At 60.0% G+C, this 24,041-nt stretch carries 16 protein-coding genes; 1 reads left to right on the top strand and 15 read right to left on the bottom strand.

Translation table 11 applies throughout. The features are described from left to right. Positions 1 to 47: 47 nt before the first annotated feature. From V5F53_RS04045 to V5F53_RS04000, 10 genes are all read right to left on the bottom strand, one after another. The gene (locus V5F53_RS04045) at positions 48 to 1,865 is read right to left on the bottom strand and encodes a UvrD-helicase domain-containing protein (RefSeq protein ID WP_299941318.1); all 1,818 of its coding nucleotides are present in this window, start codon (positions 1,863 to 1,865) and stop codon (positions 48 to 50) included. Beyond that, positions 1,852 to 3,654 (bottom strand): AAA family ATPase, encoded by a 1,803-nt coding sequence (locus V5F53_RS04040; protein ID WP_509212890.1) that lies wholly within the window; start codon positions 3,652 to 3,654, stop codon positions 1,852 to 1,854. Before V5F53_RS04040 ends, V5F53_RS04045 begins: the two co-directional genes overlap by 14 nt. A 191-nt stretch (positions 3,655 to 3,845) precedes the next feature. Then, positions 3,846 to 5,927: a BREX system Lon protease-like protein BrxL gene (brxL, locus tag V5F53_RS04035; protein WP_293334131.1), complete on the bottom strand. Its 2,082-nt coding sequence runs from the start codon at positions 5,925 to 5,927 to the stop codon at positions 3,846 to 3,848. A 7-nt stretch (positions 5,928 to 5,934) separates the two neighbouring features. After that, the gene (gene pglZ / locus V5F53_RS04030; protein WP_393998173.1) at positions 5,935 to 8,442 is read right to left on the bottom strand and encodes a BREX-1 system phosphatase PglZ type A; all 2,508 of its coding nucleotides are present in this window, start codon (positions 8,440 to 8,442) and stop codon (positions 5,935 to 5,937) included. Continuing rightward, positions 8,435 to 11,911: a BREX-1 system adenine-specific DNA-methyltransferase PglX gene (pglX, locus tag V5F53_RS04025; protein WP_393998174.1), complete on the bottom strand. Its 3,477-nt coding sequence runs from the start codon at positions 11,909 to 11,911 to the stop codon at positions 8,435 to 8,437. The genes pglZ and pglX overlap by 8 nt, the downstream gene beginning before the upstream one ends. After that, positions 11,911 to 15,450 carry a BREX system P-loop protein BrxC gene (gene brxC / locus V5F53_RS04020; protein WP_393998175.1) on the bottom strand — a complete coding sequence of 1,180 codons (3,540 nt, stop codon included), beginning with the start codon at positions 15,448 to 15,450 and terminating at the stop codon, positions 11,911 to 11,913. Before brxC ends, pglX begins: the two co-directional genes overlap by 1 nt. A 3-nt stretch (positions 15,451 to 15,453) precedes the next feature. Continuing rightward, positions 15,454 to 16,056: a DUF1788 domain-containing protein gene (locus tag V5F53_RS04015; protein WP_393998176.1), complete on the bottom strand. Its 603-nt coding sequence runs from the start codon at positions 16,054 to 16,056 to the stop codon at positions 15,454 to 15,456. Positions 16,057 to 16,058: 2 nt separating this feature from the next. After that, positions 16,059 to 16,658, bottom strand: a complete 600-nt coding sequence (locus tag V5F53_RS04010) for a DUF1819 family protein (RefSeq protein ID WP_393998177.1) — start codon at positions 16,656 to 16,658, stop codon at positions 16,059 to 16,061. Then, positions 16,658 to 17,533: a BrxR family helix-turn-helix transcriptional regulator gene (locus tag V5F53_RS04005; protein WP_445329448.1), complete on the bottom strand. Its 876-nt coding sequence runs from the start codon at positions 17,531 to 17,533 to the stop codon at positions 16,658 to 16,660. The genes V5F53_RS04010 and V5F53_RS04005 overlap by 1 nt, the downstream gene beginning before the upstream one ends. Positions 17,534 to 17,826: 293 nt before the next feature. Next, the gene (locus tag V5F53_RS04000) at positions 17,827 to 18,798 is read right to left on the bottom strand and encodes a LysR family transcriptional regulator (RefSeq protein WP_393998179.1); all 972 of its coding nucleotides are present in this window, start codon (positions 18,796 to 18,798) and stop codon (positions 17,827 to 17,829) included. A 207-nt stretch (positions 18,799 to 19,005) separates the two neighbouring features. Here V5F53_RS04000 and V5F53_RS03995 point away from each other — a divergent pair, with 207 nt between their 5' ends. After that, positions 19,006 to 19,635 (top strand): TetR/AcrR family transcriptional regulator, encoded by a 630-nt coding sequence (locus V5F53_RS03995; protein ID WP_393998180.1) that lies wholly within the window; start codon positions 19,006 to 19,008, stop codon positions 19,633 to 19,635. Here V5F53_RS03995 and V5F53_RS03990 read toward each other — a convergent pair. The 5 genes from V5F53_RS03990 to trbL are packed head-to-tail and all read right to left on the bottom strand — an operon-like array spanning position 19,630 to position 24,038. After that, a complete protein-coding gene (locus tag V5F53_RS03990) occupies positions 19,630 to 19,851 on the bottom strand; it encodes a DUF2274 domain-containing protein (protein ID WP_393998181.1) in 222 nt (73 codons plus the stop codon). The two genes, V5F53_RS03995 and V5F53_RS03990, sit on opposite strands and share 6 nt — an antisense overlap. Before the next feature lie 2 nt (positions 19,852 to 19,853). Next, entirely contained in the window at positions 19,854 to 20,954 is a 1,101-nt protein-coding gene (locus V5F53_RS03985) for a TraB/TrbI/VirB10 family type IV secretion system protein (protein ID WP_445329449.1), read from the bottom strand. 29 nt (positions 20,955 to 20,983) lie between these two features. Then, positions 20,984 to 21,997 carry a P-type conjugative transfer protein TrbG gene (trbG, locus tag V5F53_RS03980; protein WP_393998183.1) on the bottom strand — a complete coding sequence of 338 codons (1,014 nt, stop codon included), beginning with the start codon at positions 21,995 to 21,997 and terminating at the stop codon, positions 20,984 to 20,986. After that, positions 21,994 to 22,683: a conjugal transfer protein TrbF gene (trbF, locus tag V5F53_RS03975; protein WP_393998184.1), complete on the bottom strand. Its 690-nt coding sequence runs from the start codon at positions 22,681 to 22,683 to the stop codon at positions 21,994 to 21,996. The genes trbG and trbF overlap by 4 nt, the downstream gene beginning before the upstream one ends. Next, positions 22,680 to 24,038: a P-type conjugative transfer protein TrbL gene (gene trbL / locus V5F53_RS03970; RefSeq protein WP_393998185.1), complete on the bottom strand. Its 1,359-nt coding sequence runs from the start codon at positions 24,036 to 24,038 to the stop codon at positions 22,680 to 22,682. The genes trbF and trbL overlap by 4 nt, the downstream gene beginning before the upstream one ends. Between the last annotated feature and the right edge of the window lie 3 nt (positions 24,039 to 24,041).

The raw sequence follows: 24,041 nt of genomic DNA, 5'->3' as shown, positions 1-24,041 counted from the left end.
TGAGCATAACTTGCGCTTCTGGATTCAGGCATGCGATAGAGTGCCATCTAACTATTGTCTCCCAGAAGAAGAACGCAAGGATCGCTTTTTGGGGTCAAAATGGTCGTCTGCCGCTTGCCTCTGGTCACGCTGACACGGAAATTCTGCCGCGCCTGATCGTCGATCTGCTCCTTGGAGTTGAAGCGCACGATCCTGTCGCCATTGTAGGGCGGCTGCCCCTTTCGCTTGATCGGCCAGTGTTCAAAGATGATGACCTCGTCGAACTGCTTTCCCTTCGCCTTGTGCATATTCATCACGACGACCCCGGATTCGGGCTTCGCGTTCGTCGAGAAGTGCTCCTGAATGAAAGCCTGCCGCGTAATAGCTAGGGCATTGCGATAGCCGCCACTGTCACGCCAATCTTGGGACAGCTCCTGACGAAGCTGGGTGCCGCGCTCTAGAATGCGGAGATTGCGCACCTCTTGCCCAATCTCCTTCAGGCGCGCGCAGCCCCCATCCTCCAGAACCCGCCGCACTGCGCGCCAATCCTCGTCGGGATCACCCGTCAACATAACGGCACGGGCCTGCTCGTAGACGGCAATCATGTTGACGAGGATGCTGTTTTTGCGGATCGCTTTGCCTGCCGTCTGACAGGCCAGCCACTCGTCGTAGGCCTTGCGGATGTTCGTGGCTTCCTTGAGCGCCCCCTGTGTCGGCCCATCGCCGCCCTTGCCCTGAAAGTAGTTGCACATCAGGTCGATGAACTGGCCGAAATGGCGGTCGTCGGCTGGCTGCATGAGAAGAGCGATGATTTCCGCGCCGAGAATGGCGGCTTCCAGTTCGATGACTGCCGAGTGGGGCACCTCGACCATGCCGGCAGGAGGCTGGCGGAAGGCATCGGATACTAGGCGAGTCATTTTCTTTGTCGGCACCAGAACGGCCAGTGACCAATTGACGACGCCCGCATCCACGAGACGCTTCCGCGCCTTGTAAACCGTCGTCACGAGCTTGGTCATCGCCGGATCGAGAAACGGGTCGAAGACATCTAACTTGATGCCCTTATAGGAATCCTGCCGGAATTTCCCGGTGAGCACGTCATTGCCGAACAGGGCAATCTCGGTTCCGGCGCTACGGTGATTGACTGTGCTCAGGTCCACTTCTGTTGGCTTGAAGGCTTCCCGGAAATGGTCGAGTCGGGCAGGATCGGCGCCGATCCAGTCGTAAATGCGTTGCTCCGGATCCGCCAAGGCGATCAGGCGGCAGACTTCGCCCAGCGCCTGGACAACACGCCACTGCGCCTCGTTGGTGTCCTGGAACTCATCGAGGATGACGACAGGGTACATGATGGCGATAAGGCGTCGGATACGCGCGCTGCCATGTATAAGGTCGCCCACATAGGGGGCATAAAGATCAAAGCACACGCGGCCGTCTTCCGTTGCAAGGCGGGCCCGTTCCGTCTCTTCCGCGGTCTTTTTTGCTGCTTTCTGCGCGTCCGTTAGATTCCGGACGGGGAAGCCTGATCGGGCGGCCGAGAGCGCGATAGCCTCACCGGGCGGCGTGAGAATGAAGAGTCGCCGCGGCAGCCCGATGAGATAGCCGTGCGCCTTAAGGATGCGCCAGAAAAAGGAATGGTAGGTTTCCACGTCGATGAGGCGCTTCTGAGCGGGCGGGATCTGCTGCTCGTACTCGATCGCCTCGACCACGCGGGAAACCGTGGCGCGGGCAAAGCTGAGGAACAGGACCTTCTGACCGGGGCGAAGGTCCCACTCGGCAATCTGCGCCGCCTTGAGGATGGAGATGGTGGTCTTGCCGGAGCCCGGCCCGCCTGTGACCAGGAGATGACCGCCCGACTCCATGATATCCTGTTGGCCCTTAGTCAGTTCCATGTACGACCGCTTCCAGGTGCTCCTCCGCAGCGACGGGTGCGGCAGGTTGGTCACCGCCCGCAGGCGCAGGAAGACAGGCATCCTTCAACTTGACCGCCGCATGCCGGAGCCATTGGGGAATCTCAGCCTCACTGCATTGCGCGAGAAAATCGGCAATGCCCCAGCTCCCCTTCGACTTGGCGAAATAGTCCGTCAGGGCGGCAGCGGCCTGCGCCTCCGGATCGGAATATTTCTGAGCCAAGTCTTGGGGCCAGTCGATCAGCTTGGTGAACCGCTTCAAGGCGGCCTCCGTCGTGCCTTTCAGCACCATGGCCTCAAAGCCTTTTTCGTCGTGCATCAAGAGCAGATCGACCTGCGCCTCAATGAGGTCCTTGTTGGCGTCGCTCTGCTTGTCGCAGATCGCGAAAGCCCGTTTTCCGAGGTCTCGGTAGAGCTTGGCCATGCCCGGGATGTCGGTTTCACCGCCGGCATCAACAATGCAGACGCCGAGCGCCTCAAGGGATGCGTAGGAATCGGGTTTGAGCTCCGCCAGGCGGCGGCACGCGACGGGGAAGGCCGAGGTTTCAGTGGCGCCCTCCGCCACAAGAACACGGCGGGCAAGCAACCCCTCGCAGAACCGCGTGCGAAACTGCTGCCGATAGCGTTTCAGCTTCACATTGTCCGGGAGAGTGATGGCCTTTTGCTCCAGGACCCCTTCTCCATCGCGCCCGAGCACCACAGTCTCCTCGACCGCGAACTCCTCCAAAACATAGGGAGAGTGGGACGTGAAGAGCGTCTGTGACGCGAGCTTCCGCACCTCGTGAACGATACGCTTCTGCGCGTAGGGCGGGATTGCTGTCTCCGGCTCCTCCATGGCGAAGATGACATTCTGCTTGTCCTGGGCGATCTGGGAGAGCATCGCCAGGACGAGCATGTTAATGGTGCCAGTGCCCTGCCGATAGAACGGCGCCGCATGGTCCCCGTCACCCGTAGCGATGAAGGCCGTGATCACCTTGCGCAAATGCTCGCGGGTCAGATTGGAGACCTTGAGATGGGGCTCCACGCCCCACTCTTTCGGCACGTACTTCTTCAACGCCGTGTTGATGCTCTCCAGCACGGGGGAAATGCCGAGCTTCGGATCACTCGCGACCGAAATGCCGGCCAAGGTGCCGAGGGTGGCCTCCCACATCTGTGGTCTGACTTCTTTGAGTCGCAGGATGATGTCGAGCAGACTGCCCCGCTCCAGGCTCAGGGCGCGTGAACCTGTGCGAAGGGAACGCAGGTAGAGGAAGCCGCACACCTGCTTGTGTTTCCTGGAGAACGGCTCGGGCCGGTCGCTCTCGGTTAGGCTGCGGGTGAAATAGGTCTTCCCCTCGAAATCGTCCTCCTCGGCGTCGTACCAGCCGAGGAACGTGACACGCAGCGCTTCGGTGATGGTGGCGGCATCCACACCGGCCGGATTCGGCTCGTCGTAGAAGGTGTCGGTCGCTCCGTCCCAAAATTCGGTGTAGTCTCCGAATTTCCCTTTTTGCTCGTCGGTGAGGTCGGCAACGGTCACCTCGATCTCGATCCTCGGTGGTTCGACGTCGGTTTCCGGTGCCGGAAGCTCCCCATCGCCGCCGTCACTAGCCGCTTCGGCCGCTGGCGCAGCAGGCGCGAGAAGATACGTCCCCCGGAAGAAATCGTGTTCATCGATAGGCGGCTGACGATTGAGCCGGTCAGGCCCAAGGACCAGATCAAGCGCTTCGAGTATGGTCGTCTTGCCGGTGTTATTGTCACCGATAAGCACACCATGCTGCGGCAGCAGCAAAGTCGCGGATTTAACGCCCCTGAAGTTACTTATCGTTATCCGACAAGCCCTCACATCTACCCCCTTTGCTTGGGCTCTCCTTGAAACCCGATGCTAAACCTCACTTCTATCTCGAGCGGCCACTGTTCACGCAAATTGACCCATCATGGTTGGACAAAGACGCGACGTCAGCGATGCTGTAGACTACATTTTTATTCATCTTTGACATAGGTCACGTAGAAACCCTTGACCATTCGATGCTCTTGCATTCGCTCCCCCAGTGAAAAACCATTCATCTTCCGGGGGGTCGGCTGAAAAATATCCAGCCCACGATCCAGAACCATCTTCCATCCGGTGTCTGTGGTGATGTCGCGGGCATGGAGCGTTCCGCTCCCATCAAACGCCCAGGTGAAATCAACACCCGTGCCCGTGCAAGCCTCGGCGATTCCGTCCAGGCATTCCCGCTGCTCCTGAATGTTTCCATCATCAGGAGCGGTGACGAGATGCACCGCGACCTGATCCTCGGGCTGTTTGCGCCGAATCAGCATCTCGATCAATTCCATCACGTTGCGGGCCTGATGGAACTTCCGGATATAAGGATCGGTGATGATGATCCTGGTCGCGCCATCCGTCCACGGACCAAAGATCTTGTCGAAACTCACGCCCTTGCGGTTCTCTGTGAAAACGACATGTCCAGGCTTCGGAGCAAACGCTGGGATAACGGCAACAGCAGGTGCTTCAGAAGTGGCCAGCGTTGAGGACTGATGCGTGGGATCCGGCGTGGTTGCAGATTGCCCCCCACTGCGATCCCCATCGCCAGTCGATCGGCGATGGTAGAACTGGGGAAACTCCTCTTCCTCCAGCGTGGTGACAGGGCGCTTTGCGCCATCCGAGGCGACGTAATGGAAGTCCGCGTCCTCGAAGGTGCTGTCAATCCGCAGGAGCTGGTCCTTCACCCGCTTACGGCATTCAATCGCAAACCGCAGCAGCTCTTCAACTTCGGCTTCTGTCTCGCCTCCATTCGGGAAGATCAGCTTCAGCAGACCTGACATGGTTTTGTTGATCGCGGCGCGATCGCGGATATGGGTCTGAACGGGAACGGTGAAGAACCGATCCGGCCGGTGCGAGAAGTCCTCGGCACGCAGATGGCGCAGGATTTCGGCCAGATAGTCGACGATGAACCCATAGCCGGATGTGAACATCTCGCCCCGGATGATGTCGACCTCCCATCCGGGCAGATAGGCATGCAGCCGATCGATGAAGGCGCTGTCGTGGAACTGCGGCGGCAGGGCTTCGAACAGGTCGGTATTCTTCAGCATCCATGGAACATTATGGTCGGTGTTGCCGACGAAGGCGAAGCTGGCCTCGGCACCCATTGGATTTACACCGCGCGAAAACTGCTTGTTCGCCATGTAGTTCTTCATGATGTCGACAAGCGCCTTGTTGGCCGTCTTCTCACGGCCTGCAAACTCATCAAAGGCCACGACGTCCCAATAGCCGACCAGCCCGATCCGCCCATTGGAGTTGTTCACGAAGAGCTTGGGAACCGTAACTTCACCGCCGGAGATCAGCTGACCATGGGGTGAGAACTCGGAATAGATATGCGATTTGCCCGTACCCTTGGGACCAAGCTCGATGAGGTTGTAGTTCCGCTCGACGAAGGGGATCAGGCGCAGCAACTGCAAAAGCTTTGACCTGCGCCCGAACAATGACGGATCGAAGCCGATGCTCTGCATCAGCAGATCGATCCATTCCTCCGTGGTAAACTTGTCCCGTGTCTCGCGATAGCCATCATAATCGACGCGGGCGATCTGGATCGGTTTCAGCGTGTCGATGATCCAGGGGGAAATCCGATTGTCTTCCGAGAACTCGTACTGCACATCGGCGATGCACCAGATGCCCGTTACAAGCAGCTTCGGGTGCGCCTTGACCGTGGCGCTGTCGATCGCGACCCGCTTGATCCCGAGGTTTTCGAACACCGCCTCATAGGCATCGGTCTTTTCGTTCAGCGCCACGCTGACCTGATCGATGACCTTGTAGCGGCCGCGCTCCTTGATCGTCGACTGGACCAGCCCCGCTTCGGAACGATGGACGTAGTGCTTGCGCAGGATGTCCTTGACCGTCTCGATACCCGTCGCAATCGAGGCTTCGTCATCGGTCGCGCAATATTGGCCGAGCAGGTATTCGAGCACATAGGTGGGAACAATGGCGTTCCCCTTCACCGCCTTCACCAGGTCCTTGCGGACCACGAAACCGGCAAAATGCTCGTTGATCTTGTCATCAAGGGTCGACATCGGCACCTCAGAAATCGAAATCTGTGCTGATCCCGCGTTTCAGCAGCAGCGGCTGCGAAGCGTGATCTTCGAAATGGCTGGTCTTGCCGATGCGCGTACGCACCTTCAGGAAGACTGTCTGATTGTTATAGGCGTCCGCCGCCTTGGACAGCAGGAAGCTCCGCGATAGCTCGCGCTCACGCGGGTTTTCGGACGCGAAATCGAACTCCAGCTCGGCTTCGTCAGAGATGAGAGTCCCATCGTCGGCAAAGATAGCTGCATGCACCTGTCGGGGCTGCTGCTTCTCGGTAACTGGCTCAGCCTGATAGAAGGTGACCTGGATCTGGCCCGTGGTGATCTGGGCACGGGCTGGCGGAATGATCTGCACCGATACCTGCCCGACATCCTCCTTGCGCTGCTTGCCCACACGCAGAACCGGCAGGACGATCTCCTGCAGGCTCGCCCCGCCATGGACAAAGCGGCTGCCTGATCCCTTGACGCGCAGGCGGTTGATCGAGTTCGGGATCAGGATGTCCTGATCACCCTCCAGGCCAAGCTCGACAGCGGTGAACTTCTTCATGCCACCGGCGCTGCTGAGGCCGCGTCCGATCACATAGCGCCGGTTGCGTGTAACGATGTCGCCTTCCGGCTCGCTCAGCGCAAAACCGCTCTCTTCCAACGCCTTGTGCTGCCACAGGAAGCCGTGATCGGCCGTGATCAGGATGTTCGAGAAATTGGCCGAGGTCAGCTTGCGCACCAGCTTCACCAGATCCTCAATGGCGGTCTCTGCCGCTGCGGGGACATACTCCTCGGTGGCGAGCTTGTCACCGATCGCGTCGATCTGATTGTGGTAGAGATAGAGGATGTCATGATCCCGGAAGAGGTCTTTGCCCTCCGACGAGCCAAGGTTCATGAAATCCTTCGCCGCCAGAACCTTTACCCGGTCTCCAGCCCTGCCAGCAGCCAGCGCCTTTTCACGGGCGGCGGCACCCATGGTGCTTTCACCGTCCAGCAGCACCAGATCATTGTCATCGCGGATCGCCAGTTGCCGGTGCGGCAAGAGCGCCGCCATGCCGAGCTGGGTATAGCTGGGCAAGGCCCCGATCATCGGCTTTAGATCGGCATCAAACCGGTTGAGCTTGCGGATCTCGCGCAGCGCCTCTTCGGCCACCTCATAGCGCAACGCATCCGAGATAATGACGACGACCTTCTGGTCTTTACGCCTGAACTCTGCGGCCTGCTCGCGGTAGAAATCCACCTGCCGTGGGAAGCCCGGAATCGCCCAGTCCGTCAGGCGCGCAACCTGGTCCTGCCAGGCATCGTTCAGCTTCAGCACGAAATTCGTGGTGTAGCGGTTCTCAACCGCCTCATAGAGCGCGGATAGCAGCCCCGACTGCCCGCTTTTCTGCATGTGATAGATAAACTTGCGATAAAGCTGGTCCAGCCGGAACCAGCTTGCGGAATAGCGCTTCACGCCATCGGACAGGCTGGTCATCGTCAGATCAGCTTCGGCCAACGCCTGCTGGAACTCGGTCGCATAACCGATGGCCTGATAGACATCGGCGTAACGGCCATACCAATGGCTCTGGCGGCGGTCGCGCACCCATTTCAGCACATCTGTGGCCGGCAGGCTTTGCTGGGCCAGCCCCTCCACGATGGCGACAACGATCCGCCGGTCCACTTCCTCGAAATGGTCATGCGGAATCAGGGCGCGGAAATCGCGCGAGGCCAGATCGTCCCTGATCTTCAACACATCCTGATAGTCGCCCGACAGCTTCTCGAACGCCTCACCCCACCGGCGCGAAGCGCTCCAGCGGCGGAACATCAGCGCGGCATCGGTATTCAGGGACGCAGCCTCACCCACGGCCCGCGCCCAGGCGCTGGAAAACAGCGTGATGGCGAAATCCTGAAAATCAGGGGTATCCGGCGCATAGCCATAGCGCGCCGAAACCTCTTTCCAGAAAAACTCCGACAGCCCGACCCGGTCGATGAGCCGCAGTGCATCATCCTGTCCATCAGCCAGTTCGGCCAGCAACGCCTCGATCACCGTATCCAGATCGCCATCTGCTCCGGCGCAGACCGCCAGCATCTTGCGGCGGACATCGTTGGCGCTTTGCGACGGGCGCTCCCGCTCGATGGCGCGCAGGGCTTCCAGCCGTTTGCCAGAACGATAGAATTCGGCGTGATCGCGCACGGCCGCTTCGTATTTTGCCGGAATGCCGAGATCCGCCATCCAGATCGCCGCCTGATCGGCGCGAAAGACGGCGCTGGCAAGTTGCACATCCAGCAGCCAGTTCTCAGGCATCGGCGGTTCCGGGCCATCCTTGTAGAGCAGGAACCGCGCCTTCGGCTCCTGCCGCAGCATGCGGTATTTCAGGCCGAATTCGTTGTTGGCGATCTCCAGCTTTGTCAAGCTGGGTAGGTCAACGGCATCGAACGCCGTGCGCAGATCGCGGGCGGCGTCATACCAGAAGACGATGCGATGGCCCTGATCCTCATAGAGCCGCATCAGGCCGGCGGTGATGCGGTCAGTCATCCGCAGCCTCCAGCCCCTTGATCGGCTTCAGCGCACCGGCGAACAGCGGATAGTTGCGCTTCACCCCGTCATCCAGATCGATGGCGATCTTCTGCTGCGCCATCGGATAGACGACTTCGCGTTCCCATTCGGTCAGCTCGGCGATCTGCTTGATGACCGTGGCCGTTTCCTTCTGCGCCTTTGTTTGCTGGGCGGGCGTAGCGGCAGGATCGTCGGCCAGCTTTTCCAGCCGGGCGCGCTCTACCTCCAGCTTATGGATGAACTCGCGCACATATTGGTTCAGCACGACCGAGACGGTGTCGGGCCGGTAGCGGTGCATATAGATCAGCGCGTTGAAGCTGCCCTTGGGGCTGGAGAACATCCAGTAGATCGGGCGCTTCTTGTAGCGACGCACGTGATAATCGAAGAAATCCTTCGTGAACCAGCGGCGCAGATCCTTACCGAGCGCCTTCTCAATGAAGGCGAGGTTTTCGCGGAACTTCGCCTCGCCAAAGGTGACGCGCAGGAAATCGCGAGCGCGGGTGACGATGTCATCGGCGAACCAGTCGGCATCCAGCACAGGGATGACATTGTCGCGGTCGGGCGCGAAGCTGGGCTCCGGCACGCGGGCCAAATACTCCTCTATCCCTTCGCCCTGATTGGCGAGGATCAGGCCCGGCGCGTCGAGACTATAGCGCCCGAACATGCAGCCCACGGCATAATGAAGAAATTCGGCCACCGTATCCTGCAACAGCCGCGCCTCACGCTCCTCTTTCATCCCCTTCACTCCATAGCGATAGGCCGGGTTGCAGGTGAGGGTGATTTCCTCGACCGGCACCTCGGGGGCGAGTTCATCCTGCAAGCCATAGGCGTCGATGAAGATGCGGTTGTTCTGTTCCTCCAGCCGCTGCATCTCGTCCGTCATGTCCTGCCAATGGGCGCGGAGGCGGTTGTAGCTTGCCGTCAGTGTCTCGGCCCGGCGATCGGGCGCGAGCAGCGGAAGCGCGGTGAAATTCCAGGAGGTTTCGTAGGCGTCCCAGTCGGTTCTGCTTAATTCGATTGCGGATTCGGCAACGGTTTGGATTTCCTGCTGCCACGAAAGGTCGTCAGAAAGTGGCATACCTGCGATGTTGCCAACCTGAAAATTCATCGTGGGGTTGAGCGACTTGATGAAGGTTTGTCCGACTATGGAGCAAAGAAGCGCCACGGACTGGTATGCAGTTAGCTTTTCCCTTGGGAAGTATCCAGGGCAAGCCGAGTCAAAAATACACCCATCTGGCTGATATCGAACACTAAAGTAGCTCGTGGATATCTTTGACCAAACACCACCTTCATTTCCATAGTTCGGCTGACCTTGAAAACCTGCCTTTCCAGTTGCCCGCATTTCGGAGCCATCATGCCCCCATTTTACCACCCAACTCAAATTTCCGAACCAACGACGAAAATCTCCTCCTTTCGCGTGAGGAACCCACGTTCTTCCTTCGCCGAAACTGCCCGATCTAGATGAACTGACTTCCTGCCAAAATCGAATGAATCGGTCATTCTCACCCGTTTTTAGGCCTTCTGAGATATCGCATATCTCTCCAAGCTTGGTCCTGCTTTCGATATGCTCAACCAAGCCAGTCGGCAGATTATATGCCATTTCTTTCCCATCAAACGACAGGAACTGCGAAGCGCTTCTCTCGACGAAATCGTTCCGCTCGATCTTTTCTCTAAAGAGGCCGGGCTGTTGAGCGCCGGTGCCAAGATACCCGAGGTCAAAGAACTTACCTTTACGCTCGGGTTGAGAACCTTCACGCAGAACCAGCGCCATAAGAGGAACAATCGCGGATTCATAAAAGGCTGTATATGATGGCTTTACGAAAGACTGGACATGGCTGTTCGTTAAGACCAAGTGGCGCAGCTTCTTAAAGGAAGATATGTATAGCCAAGTAAATGGCGTCACGATTCCCGCGAAACCGTCATCTTTGACGATTCCAAGAAGCCGTTCGATAAATGCCGAAAACAGATCACTCTTGGTGGATGGGTAGTTGTCCTTTAGCCAGTTGGTCAGCAGTCCGGTCATTCCTCCGCCGCCCATATAAGGCGGGTTGGCCACCACCAAGTGATACTTCGGCGACAGCGCCTCGGCCATGCGCAACACGGCCACGACGCGCTCCTGCACCTCCTTCAGCAGGAGGTCGCCGCCGAAGTCCCGCGCCGCCACCACCCGCAGCGTCTCGGCCGGGTCGCGCAGTTTCGGCACGATCAGCGAACCGAAATTCTTGGCCTGCTCGAACTGCCCCAGCGTCTCGCGTAACTCATCGGTGAACAGATCCTTGCCCACCACGGCGGCCACGTCCTGCATCTCGGCAGGCGTGAAGCGCACATCCTGCAGCACGAAGATGTCGGGCTTCGGCTCCATCCGCAGAAACCGCCGCCGCCCCAGCCTCGCCGCCGCCTTCATCGACAGCGCAAAGGCCGCCAGCGCCCCGGCGCGATCATCAATCTCGATGCCGGTCAGATTGTGCTTCAGGATCAGGCCCGGGATTTCGGCCGCGTCATGGCCTTCCTCGGCATAGATTTCATAGAGCAGGTCAAAGGCATAGGTCAGCATATGACCCGAGCCGCAGGCCGGATCGCAGATGCGGATATCCTCGGGCCGGGTGATGCGCAGAAAATCCGTCTCCGGCTCTTCCGGCGCGATGTAATAGTCCATCTTCGCCGCCAGCTTCGATTGCGGGCGGTTCAGCAGCCACAGCCGCCCCAGCGAATTTTCCACCAGATAGCGGACGATCCAGTGCGGGGTGAACAGCTGCGTCGCGGCGGGGATATTCTCGGCCGTGATCTTCTGGTTTTTCTTCAGGCCCGCAAAAACCTGATCCTTCTTTTCGCTGATATAGAACTGGTAAAGCCAGCCGATGATCTCGACATCCTGGCAGGCCTCTTCCGTCATCACCTCGCGCAGGCGCGCCAAGATGCTGTCTGGCGACAGAAGATCGTCGGGCATCAGCAGTTCGGTATAATCCTCGGCCCGGTCGAGCATGTCGGCACGCTCGAACATATAGGGCATCGCGCCGTGCCATTCGTTGCAGGCATGGATTAGCAGCAGCCGATAGGCTTCCGCCTGCCCGTCATGGGCGGGACGGGTGCCGTTCAGATATTCAGCAATCTCAGGCCGGGCGCGGTCCGGCAGGTTGCCCGCCATAGCCTCAGCCAGAATCTCGGGCCGGGTAGCACCGTCGGCAGGCGATACGACACGGGCATTGGTCAGGCCCGTCACATCCATGAAGCGCAGTGCGGTGAAGCGGTTGAACCATGTGTAGGCCGCCTGTTCGATCACCTGGCCACGGTTGCTGTTGGCTGCGGCTTCCAGCTTCGCAATCGCCTTGGGATGTTCGCGGCGGGCTGCTGCGCCCTCGGCCAGCACCATGTCCAGCCGGGCGGTGACCTGATCGATCAGCAGGTTGCGCGCGCTTTGCGCAAATTTCTTGAGCGCGTTGGTATCCATCAGACAATCACTTTCTTGCCCGCGCCGATCTCGGCCAGCAGGGTCTTTTTCATCTCATCAAGGTAGCGCGTCACATCGTCCTCATCTTCGAGATAGGTTTTCGCGAAGGGGACGGTGATCGACTGGGCCTTGATATATTGAGGCTTGGCCGGTGCCGGCGGCACATATGGCTTAGCCGGAGCTTCGGCCACGCCACCTGCAGATTGGGACTGCGGCGCGGGCGTCGGCGCCGGTGCAGGCGTTAGTTCGGCGATCCGCGTCAGCGTGTCGGCCAGAAGGTTGGAACGCACCTCTGTCGCCCGATTGCGCAAGGCCGGGATCAGGTTTTGCGAAGCCACGCTGGCTTTCTGCGCGGCAAGCTCATCGCGGATACGGGTCTGCTGCTCTGGCGGTAGCGCACGGAATTCCGAGGTCTGGGTGGTTTTCTCGGCCACCTCTTCAATTGCCGCGATGACGGCGTTGCGCTCGGCCAGAACCGTTTGTTCGATGCGCTCCTTCAGGGCGTAGAAATCCGCCTTCAGTTCCTGAATCGCGGTGCCCTTGAAGCACTGCGGATCGGCTAGCGCCTGACGCAGCGCATCGGCGGCAGAATCCTCGGCAAAGGTGACGTTCTGATCCTGCGCCGTCAGGAAAGCGCGCACCTCGTCATAGATGCCCTTCTGCGGTCCGGACATGAAGCTACGGATCTTGTCGAGGATATCCTCCTTGGCATCCAGCAGTTGATCTTCCTGCCCAACCGGGCCGGTAATGAACCAGGTCGCCGACTGGTCGCGCATGCTATCGAGCAGAGTCCGCAGAGGATCGAGGGCTGCAATAAAGGGATAGCCAGCCGACTGCCGGCCAAGTCCCTCCAGTTCGCTGGTCAGCTTGCGCAACTGCGCCTGCCACTCCGCCCCGAGACTGCGGGCGTCATTGCCCGAGGCGGGCAGATCGAACAGTGCCTGGAACAGCTCGCGCGATTTGCGGATCTGGGGGCCGGTGAACTCGATCTGCGGGGAGAGCAATATGTTGCCAAGGGCATGGCTATTGCGCAGCCCCTGCACCAGGGCATCCCCTTCCAGCAGAGCACTGTCGGCCCTTGCCTCAAGCTTGCCGCGCGCGACAAGGCTCGCGGTCAGGCACAGCACCGCAATGGATGGCCAGCCATAAGGTTTGGCGCCAAACTTCTCGACCAATGCCTTGACCGAGACCCGCGTCCCGAGGCGCATCTGGGCCTGAGCGTGATTCAGCACATCCTGCTCGGCTTCAGTCAGACCGCTGCCTTCGCCGCCGAAAAGCCCACCATCGACACGGCCCGCGCGTCCAAGATCGGCTTCGGTGTAGGTGGCGCCGCGCAAGACAGGCAGGCTGGTGTAGACCTTGTCGACCAGGACCTGGAAACCTTTGATAAGCCGTTCCTGCGGGTCTTCGCCTCCGATTTCCAGCTCGGCTCCACGCACGAAAAGGCGAGCATCCGCGATCAGAGTGCGGAGACGCTGCACCAGTTCCTTTTCGCGCCGCGTATTCTGATCACGCTTTTCCGCAATGATGCGATCACGACCGGGCTGGGCGTCACCGCTGGTGACCTGACGGGCGAATTTCACGGTCTGGAGCCAGAGGACGAGATCGCGCGTGAAGCGCACATCACGTCCCAGCAGGACAACCATCTCATCGCTTGCCATGCTGTTCGAACGAACCACATCCGGCGCGTCGGAATCGTCGCTGAAGGGCGAGACGATGTTCACCGAAAGCTCATGCTCCCGGTTCAGGCTGTGCCCGTCGAGCTTGCGGGTAAAAGCATAGTCCACACCCGTGCCGGCATGCTTGATCTTGCCGTGACGGAGGATCGCCCCAAACGCCAGTTCATCGAGCTGCCGCTCAATCTCTGCGGGATCGACGGCAATTGCCTTGATCTCGGCCTCGACGTCCTTTTCCTCGTTGGTTAGGAATTCATAGACCTCACCATTACGCTGGATCAGCGTCTGGCGTTCCAGAAGCGACAAAGCCTCTTCGATATTACGGCGCTGCTCGGTCTGGTCCGCCTCGAACCGGGACAGCAGGAGGATCGATATGTTGCGGGCAGTCGGCTTGAATTCCTTGACATATTTGACAAGGAATAGGACTTTCAGAACCCGAACGGCGAAATCATCACCAAGGTTCTTCTCGGCCAGTTGGATCGACTGCTGAACCGAGGATTTGAGGGCAGTGCGAATCCCCTCGAACATCAGGTCGAAGGTCGCCAGCCCCCCGACTGGCGTATCCGCCAGCTTTTTGGCCACCTCCTGAAACACCCCCAACATGGAGCGTTCACCGACCGAGCTGTGCTTGCCCTCAAACGCATTGTGCTGAGAGAGCCCCATGATCGCGCGCTGGAACAGATCATACTGGTAGTTCGGGAACGGGTAGCTCGCGACGAACTGCTCCTTTCCGGAGAAATTCCTGAACTTGAAGGAATTATCTCCAAAATCGAACAGGGTGCGCAGGTTGTTCTCTTCGGCATCGTAAAGATTGCCAAGGGTGATCTGACCAGCCTCGGTCTTAGCCAGAAGGCGGCGCTGGATGACTTCGGCCACATCTTGAGAATTCAGAGGCATCCGGTTGGCGAAGCGTGCCTGAATTTTCGAGAAGTCATTCTCTTGCTGTGCCGTCAGATCCCCGATGACCGAACCCATGTCCTGCTGGGCGGTGACAACAATCCAGGCCTGCCCCTTGCACTTCGTGTTCAGGCTTTCGGCGATGGTTTGCAGGTTCGTCATGAGTTTGACGTTGTCGGCGATATACTGCCCGACCTCATCGACGAAGAAGTTCAGCCGGAATTTTGGCCCCTGCGCATCGATCCACGACTTCACCATGTTGGCGAAATCTTCAATCGAGACCTTGGTATCCTTACGATACTGGCCAAGAATATCCTTGACCTCATCGCCCGTGACCTCCGCGAAAGCGGCGGCAATGTGCTTGCCTTCCATCAGAGCCTGTTCACGCCCGCGCTCCCAGGGCTTGCCGGAAGACTGCGCAAAGGCCGCCTTGAAGGCATCAAGCTTCCCGCGGCTGTCGAGATCACGCTCGAACTGCGCGATATGCGGGAGCTTGCCGTAATAGCCGCACATCTCGTCAAAGACCTTCTGGAAGACGGCCAGAAGCGCATCGACATCCGTCTTCGAGATCACATCCGCCTTCTGGTCGATATTGAACAAGACCGACCGGGACGGAATCGACACGGCCTTGCGCAGCGCACCCGCCAGCATCGGATCGCCCTCAAGCTTGCGCTCAAAGATTTCGACGGGACGTTGCCCCTCGACCTCGTCATTCTCCAGCAGCAGGGCGAGCATCTTCAGCAGGTGAGATTTGCCTGACCCGAAGAAGCCAGAAATCCACACTCCGTTCGCGGTATCGTAATTGTTGTAGGCGTCGAGGAATTGCTCCAGCCGAGCGCCGATCTCGTTGGTGATGACATATTCATCAAGCTCGGTCAGGAGGCTGGCCTTGTCATCAGCCTTGATCACCCCATCGATCGACCGGTCGACCGGCTTGGCAAAGATATCACGTAGAAGAGTAGCCATCGGTCAGACCTCGTAATTCATGATATTGAACGCGCGGTAGTATTTGTCGTCGTGCAGCAACCCGAACAATTCCAGTGAGGCCCCCGTCGCCAGCGCATGGGTATATTTTCCCGGGAAGAACAGGATCGTCGGCCGGTCCTTGGCGGTGCTTTGCAGGTTGTTGAGTACGTTGTGCGATCGCAGGTAGGGGTAAACCTCGCCTACACCGGACAGGAAGATCACATCGTGCGGGACATCCGCGATGCGCCGCGCGATCTCCGGAATCAGATGTTCCTGCGGATCCAGAACGCCCTGCAAGAGCTCCTTGAGCTCCCCCTTCTCCGTCTCGGCTTCGACCTCGAGAATTTGCTCAAGGATCCCTCTGTCCGTCAGTATCCCGAGCGAAAGGTCATAGAGGTCGACATCCAGCACCCGCACACCGGCGTGCCCCAGCCGGGTGATCAGATCCTCGCGGTCTTCCCCCAGGCTCAGCCCGTCCTCTGCATCGAAAGCACAGATGAAAAAGGGAACCTCGTTGCCCAGTCCTTGCTTTTGCAGGAACCGTTCACTGGAAATCACTTTGAACAGGTGCTCGGCACGGGCGCGCCGATCAGTCTTTGTGCTCACAATTACCCCCCATTTCCGGGAAAGACCCGCAAGTCCGCCGGATTACTCTCCTCAATCAGCCGCTTCATGCGCCCCGACAACCAAATCGGCTGAATTCTGCCCTCGATGCTCCTCAATCCGGCCTCACGCAAAATCCGAAACAGGACCTGACGCAATTTCGCGCAAGTCGATGACGAAAGCTCCGCAAGGGCAGGATCGATCTCAGCTTTCTCCGCGAGAAAACGGTCAAAGACCTCATGGCCCAGATCAAGTCGCCAGGATTGGTAACGCTCACTGATCACCTCGACGGCGAACTCGTGGACGAACCGATAAGTCCGGCAGATGGCTAGCCAGACCATCGCCTGCTGCTCGGCGCGGTCAGCCTCTGCCGACAGGTAATGGCGCTCTGCATCGGAGAGATGACCTATCCGGTCATACACTTCACGAAGTGCGCGAGTTTGCGAGGCCAGTTTGGGCAAGGACGACGCGCCCTGGGCAAGCAGGCGCTCGCGAGCACAAGCCCATGTTTCTCCAGGGTGATAGGCCTGGGCGATCGCCAGGCTCTCATTGAGCATAAGCCCGCCCACACTGAAGGACATCCGGTATTTCGATACGGTAGCCATTATCGAGGCGCCGCCCCGCTTGCTACGTCAGCCTCATCGAATTCCCGCTGCGCACGCTCAAGGGCGGCAGCAACCTCATGTTCGTTGGCGGCAACTATATGCTGGGTCCGCGGATCACGCGTCAGCGCCCCTTCAAGAAGTCCCAACCGCTTGAGCACATAAAACAACATGGCGTAGCGAACTGTTAGCACAGCCCGCCCATCCGCCATGTTGTAGTCCTTCGCGACCACTGCCTGCTGGCCGGCCGACAGCTCGGGATGCGGAACAATGGTGATGTCGAATGTTTCTTGCCAAAGCCTGTCCTGCGCCGCTCGAGCGCCCGGCTCTCCAGACTCGCCATGGCCAAGGACGCGTGAAAGCAGGAAATCCTTGAACCTTTCCGTCTCATGACACCAGGCCCGAACGTGCCAACGCAGGCCATCAAAGCCAAAAGCATGAGGGGTAATCCGCCGCCAGGCCGGATCGGGCCGATTACGGTTCATGGATTGGTAGTGAAGGACGAGCGATCTTTCCTCACGCACCGCCGCCAGAACCGAACGCAGAACTTCGGTATCGACCTTACGACGCAGCGTAAGGGCGACGTCCATATCAGGCGGGGCAGCGAGCCAGTTCGCACCCGGCTCGGCGAAACCTTCCGCCATTGAGCGCAAGCGCATGAGATAGGCATCCGGATCCGGATCCATAAACACCGGCTGAAAGTCCGGGCCGGCAACGTAGCGGCGAGCACTCTTGTCATAGACCGCATTCTGCGGCGCACGCTCCTGATAATGGGTCAAGTCCTTTGACGCCTGCGGAACGGAGACGCCAAACGTATCGATCAGGTCAGAGCGATTGACACCCCCCTCCCAGAACAGGCGGAATTCGATGAACTCCAACCGCCTCTCGACACCCCATTTCAGCATTGCTCGTCCCGCCGCACTTGAAAGGATAAAAAGTATATGGGACACCTTGCGATGTCCGTATATTTTCTATTCTAACAAACCTAAGACTGTCAAGCCCGAGGAAGGCCGGATGCGCACCGTGTCACCGTGCACAAACACGGCGGGGCAAAAGCGCTATCGAAGTCGGTCAACCTGGACGTGGGCAGGGCCACGACATCTTCGATACCGACACGGTCAATGTCGATTGCAGCCAATGCTAGGGAGTGATCGTACAGTGCCGTCAAACCCTATTTTCGCTGGGCCAGCCCTGTCAGCGATCGTGCCAGGCTCAACAACCGCCGAGACGCCGGATTGTCGTTTTGCGCGGACCAGACCATGCTGAACGGCAGCACCTCATCCGCAAGTTCCCGGTAGGTGATCCCTGGAAACTGGGCGACGGTCGTTGCTTCGCTCGTCAGAGTGAGGCCGCGACCGAGAGCGACCAGCGATAGGATATTGTCGCGGCCGACCTGCTGAGACTGAATATCGAGGTGGCGGCCGAGACCGGCAAGGTGAGCAACCAAATAGTCGTGGATCTCCTGACCCGGCGCAACGTCACTCACAATGAACCGCTCGGAGACCAAATCGCCCCATCCAAGTTCCGGCTTGCCCGTCAAAGGGTGGTTTTCGGGCAGCACCACGAAAACCTTCTCGCACCATAAATGCTCCGCCTCACAGCCATCCCATGCCGCGGTTCCCGTGATGAATGCGACGTCCAGACAAAGTTTCCGGACAGCCGCGATGTGCTCGGGCGGATTGCCGTCAACAAGGTCTACCTGCACGTTCGGGTGGCGCGTGCCGAAGGCACGCAACAGATCGAACAGAAATCCTGACGCAAGGGACGAAAATATCCCGACCTTGATCAGCCCTTGCTCCGCCCGGCCAACCGCCGCCACCTTGGTCACCCCAATGTCGATCTGGCGAAGAGCATGGCGAGCGTTGCGCAGGAATTCCCGCCCGGCGACGGTCAACCGCACCCCGCCAGAATGCCGCATGAAAAGCGACGCCCCGAGTTCATCTTCGAGATCACGGATTCGTCGGCTGATGGAGGATTCCTGCACCGAAAGCGCGGCAGCAGCCTTGCGAAAACTCCCATAATCGACGGCGGCAACAAAATATCGCAACTGGTTCAGCCGGACCACAGATGTACCGGGTTTCCCCTCAACGGCCTTTGTGAGGCTATCATCAGGCGAGGTCTGATTGTTCCCGGTCACAGCCATGGTGCATCATCCGAAACAGCGTTCGGTTTCTGACGGGCACCCCGCCATCATCAACGCGAAAATCGATCTGTGTGCGTTCATCGGCTCTCCGCACATCCTCAAACTAAACGACGTTCAGTTACCGAATGCTGCTTCTTGACTTCCAGCCCGTCAACGAAAAAAGTAAATGTCGTTTAGTTTTTACGACAAGTTGCAACAGGCATCTGAATGGCCCGTCCCCGGAAAGAGCAAGAACTTGATATTGCTCGTCGTGCGATCGACGAAACGATCCGGCTTCTGTCAGAGCGTGGCGACCTCGGCGTACCGCTGACTGCGGTCGCGCATGCCATCGGTTGCACAGCGCCAGCGCTTTACGGCCATTTTCGCAACAAAAGCGCCTTGCTGCGCGCCGTTCGGGACGAAGGTTTCAACCAGCTCTACAGAGAAAAACTGGCCGTCTTCCAGCAGATGCGCGGCAATCCATTCGGCTATTTGCGTGATGGCAGCTATGCCTATGTCCGCTTTGCCCTGGAAAACCCCACCCTGTACCGGCTGATGTTCACACCGCCGCCACGGCTCGGAGTCAGCGATGATCCATGGTCGGGCGAAGCTGGAAGACAGATACTAAATCTATTGCTGACGGGACTTCGCTGCTCTCAGGACCAAGGCTTTTCGCCCGGCATGGATCTGAGCCGTTACAGCTTTATGTTCTGGTCAACGGTACACGGCGCGGTGAGCCTCACCCTTCAGAACCGGGAAATGGATCAGACCGCCAAATGGGATGCGACACGAAAGGCCGTCGATACGTTGATGGAAATCATCGCCGCGACGCGCCATGACTCGCGCGGCACCTCATGAGCGAGACCTTCGGGCGCTGGCAAAGCCCCGATCTGTCGCAATGAACCGTTCCAGCATCGGCACAATCAGTCTGACAGGATCGGCAGCGGGCTGGCCGGTTTCGCGAGCCAGCACTTCTGCATAGGCGGCAAGATCGCGGTGCAGCGGCGCCGGCAGTTCCACCGTCACCTTCACGGGCTTGTCTTCGATGAGGGGGCCGAGTTTCAGCTTCGTCATGGTCAGTTCCTGTAAGGTTCGAGTACGAGATCGCGGGTAACGATGACCCTTACCGGGTAGCCCGGCCGGATGGTCAGGGTCGGCGCAACCTGCAACTGGCGCTGGACGATCTGTTGCCCGGCCTGATTGATGGTATCCTGCGCTCCGTCGCGGATAGCGCGAATCAGACGATCCTCGTCGTCGGTCGCCAGTTCCGTGCCGATGCCGAGCAGCGTGGACAGCCCCGCCGCCTTCATCAGATCCCACCAGTGGTAATCAACGTCATCTTCCAGCCCGGCATAGCCGGAAACGTCCGCACCGGGCTGGCGCTCCAGCACGATGGAGCGGCCATTGGGCAGGATCAGGCGGTTCCAGACCAGCAGCACGCGGCGCTGACCGAATTGCACACCGGCGTCATACTGACCGATGATGCGGGTTCCCTGCGGGATCAGGAGCAGGCTGCCGGTCGGGCTGTCATAGACATTTTCCGTGACCTGCGCGGTGATCTGGCCGGGAAGGTCAGAGCGGATGCCGGTAATCATCGCCGCAGGGATTACGGCCCCTGCTTGAAGGATGTAGGGCGAGGCTGGCACCATGATCCGATCCATGGCAACGGTCTGCCGTTCCACCGGCCCATTCAGAAATGCCGTGTGGCGGTCCTGTGTTGCGGGCTGGCCACCAAGGTCAAGGCCAGCAAGGCCCGGCATATTGGAGCCAGGCGTCGTCGCCGATCTCTGCCCCGACTGGAAGAACACGGTGCTAAGACGTGCGGCTTCTTCCTCGGCAAGCCGGCGCTCTTCGGCAGGATCGCGGGCAGGCGTCGCCATGGCGGGCGGCGTGACGGGCTGACCCCGGTTCTGGGCATCCAGGATCGGGCCACCGAGATCGCCCGGCAATGCCGGCCCCAGGACCGGCCCGGTATAATCCTTCGGCAGCCCCGCCAGTCCATCTGCCGTGGCGCGGTTCTCGGTCGAATAGAGTTCTTCACCGTTTCCGCTCATGTCGCGCGTCTGGAGCGCATAGATCAGCGCCCCGCCGATGCCGAGGAGCGCAACAGCCCCGGCACCGGTCAGCATCTTGCGCGACAGGCGCGTGACGCGCGGCGGCTCAGCACGCAGACGCATCGGCGTTGGGTTGGTAGTAGCCTCTTCACTCATGACGGTTGCTCCCCGGTTTTAGCGGGCTGGGCAGCTTGCTTTTGCTCGATGCGAACGATCCTGACCGTCTGCTGCTGCTTGCCGCTACCAAGACGCAGCTCAGCCGCTCCGAACAGCCGATCGACGATCAAGACGTTCTGGTGGATTCGGCTGTTGACGATCTGGGTCTCGCCCTCGGAACCAATGACGAAGATCGGCGGCATCTCTCCCTGCACGATGCCGCGCGGGAAAACGACATAGACACGGCGGCCATCGTCGAAGACGGAAATCGGCCGCCATGGCGGCGTATCTCCGGTCAGGCCGTAACGATAGTTGCGTGCCGCCTCGACCGGGATGATGGGTGCTGCGGGAACGGTCTGGCGCTGACCGGCAGGCAGCGCCGGATAAGACCAGGATACCGACGGCATGTAGAGCGCCTCACGGGCGCGCAGCTCGATCATGTAGGTGCGCCGATCGGTCGTCACCACGAGATTGGTTGAAATGTCGGGTCGGGATGGTTTGACGAGAATATGGACCCGGCGCGACGTACCGCTCCCGCTCTCGGTATCGCCAATGATCCAGCGGGCGGTGTCTCCCGCCGCGATCGGTCCCGCGCCGGTCAGGCTTTCGCCCGGCTCCAGCGCAATATTGGTGATCTGGCCCGGTGCGGCATAAACCTGATAGAGCGCGCCTTCCGACCAGGGATAGATCTGGATGGCGTTATAGTAACCCTCGCGGCGCGGCTCGACGCGGGCGGCGGCATTGGCGTTCTCAACCCGGCCTGCCGGTGTTCCGGCAACGGTTCCGCCGCGTGCGACCGTCCAGGCCGGCGGCGTGTGAAGCGGCCGAGGCCGGTCATCGGTGACAGCGGTCGGCACGACGGGCAACGCCGGCACATGGGCATCATAGCTGAACTGCGGCGTCTTGTTGGTGGCGCAGCCTGCCAGCATGGTGACCGAAAGCAACAAAGCCGCGAAGGCGGGCTTTCGGAAAACCGGCAGGGCGGAATTGCGGGAAGACGCGATGGTCATTGGCTCATCTCCCGCGACCATGAAATTGCATTGACGTAGATGCCGAGCGGATTGACGCGCAGACGCTCGGCATCGCGCGGAGTCTGGATCACGATGGTCAGGATCGCGGTCCAGCGCTCGGTCGTAGAAAGCTGCCCGTTCTCGTAGTGGCGCTCGGTCCAGGCGACTCGGAAGCTGTCGTTCGAGGCGCGGATCACCGACGACACCTCAACGGCAATCTGCTGGCGGCCGACACGGGTGAACGGATCATTGGCGCGGGCATAGTCGTTGAGCGCGGCCGCTCCCCTATCCGTGGTGAACTCATAGGCGCGCAGCCAGTTTTGGCGCACGATGATGGCATCCGCTGGGATCGAGCGCGTCTGCTCGATGAAACGGCCAAGATGGAAGGCGATCTGCGGATCGGTCGGACGGTAATCGGCCGTGGCTGCGGCGACGGTCTGGGCTTGGCCGAGATTATCGACCTGCACCACCCAGGGCACGACGGTCCCGCGCGCCGATTGCAGAACGAGCGCGGCAGCGAAGCCCGCAGAGAGGATCAGCGAGCCGAAGGCCATATAGCGCCAGTTCTTGGCCTGCACGCGAGCCGAGCCGATGCGCTCGTCCCAGACTTGTGCGGCTTTCTGGTAAGGCGTCTCGGGTTCGGGCGATTTGCCGTAATGGGTCGCTGGACGTCTGAAGATGTTCATGAGTGGTCACTTTCGGAGATGTTGGCGGAAGAGCCGCCGCCGTGGCTGTCACCGGAGCGGACGGCATGAGCGGCCATGGTCGTGCCGTGATTGAGCGCCTGGCGGCGGTGCATCTGCTGCGCCCATGCAGGCGGGCCGCCCGCGGAGGCGGGCCCGGCAGGGCCGGCCACGCTCGCACCGCCAATGGTTCCCTGCGAGGACGATCCACCGGTGACGCCGAGCCCGGCGCGCGCGCCATCGGAGAAGCTGGATTTGACCCTTTCCGCTGCTTTCGAGGCCGTCCGTTTCAGAGGCGATGCGGCGGCGGAGCCTGCCGCGCGGGCAACACCGCCGAGCCCGGAGGCAACACCGGCAGCGCCTGACTGGCCGAGCGATCCGACACTATAGGCGGCGCTCGCCGCACCTGCGGCAGCAGCACCGCCACGGACGGCAGCAGCTCCACCCGACAGCGCCGCTGCCCCTCCCTTCGCGGCCATGCCTGCGGCAGCGCCGCCGGCAAGCATCATGCCGCCAGCTGCAAGGCCGGTTCCAACTGCTGCACCTGCGCCAAGCTGCGGGCCGCCAGAAACCAAACCGGAAGCGATGCCAGGACCGAAGATGCCAAGGCCGAGAAGGGAAAGGGCTGCCAGCACGATCGCCATGGCGTCGTCGATGGTCGGCGTTACGCCGCCGAAACCGGCCGTAAACTGCGAGAACAATGTCGAGCCGATGCCGATGATGACGGCGAGCACCAGCACCTTGATGCCGGAGGAGACGACATTGCCAAGAACGCGCTCGGCCATGAAGGCGGTCTTGCCGAACAGGCCGAAGGGAATGAGGACAAAGCCCGCCAGCGTAGTCAGCTTGAACTCGATCAGCGTGACGAAGAGCTGCACGGCGAGAATGAAGAAGGCGAGCAGTACCAGCGCCCAGGCGAACATCAGGCAGGCGATCTGGATGAAGTTCTCGAAGAACGACCAATAGCCCATCATGTCCGAGATGGATTCGAGCAGCGGGCGACCGGCATCGAGGCCAGTCTGCGCCACCTTGCCGGGCCGCAGCAGATCGGCGGCGGAAAAGCTGGTGCCCGAACCTTTCAGGCCAAGACCTGCGAAGCTGTCGAAGATGATCTGGGCGAGATTGTTCCAGTTGCCGATCAGGTATGCGAAGACACCGACGAAGAGCGTCTTCTTGACGAGGCGTGCGATGATGTCGTCATCGGCGCCCCAAGACCAGAAGAGTGCGGCCAGCGTCACGTCGATGACGATCAGGGTGGTGGCGATGAAGGCGACCTCGCCGCCAAGCAGGCCGAAGCCGCTGTCGATATAACTGGTAAAAACGCCCAGGAAATTGTCGATGACGCCGGTGCCGCCCATGGT

It is taken from the genome of Xanthobacter cornucopiae (assembly GCF_043195065.2).
Lineage (GTDB): Bacteria > Pseudomonadota > Alphaproteobacteria > Rhizobiales > Xanthobacteraceae > Xanthobacter.
This window is presented reverse-complemented; position numbering and strand designations above follow the sequence as displayed.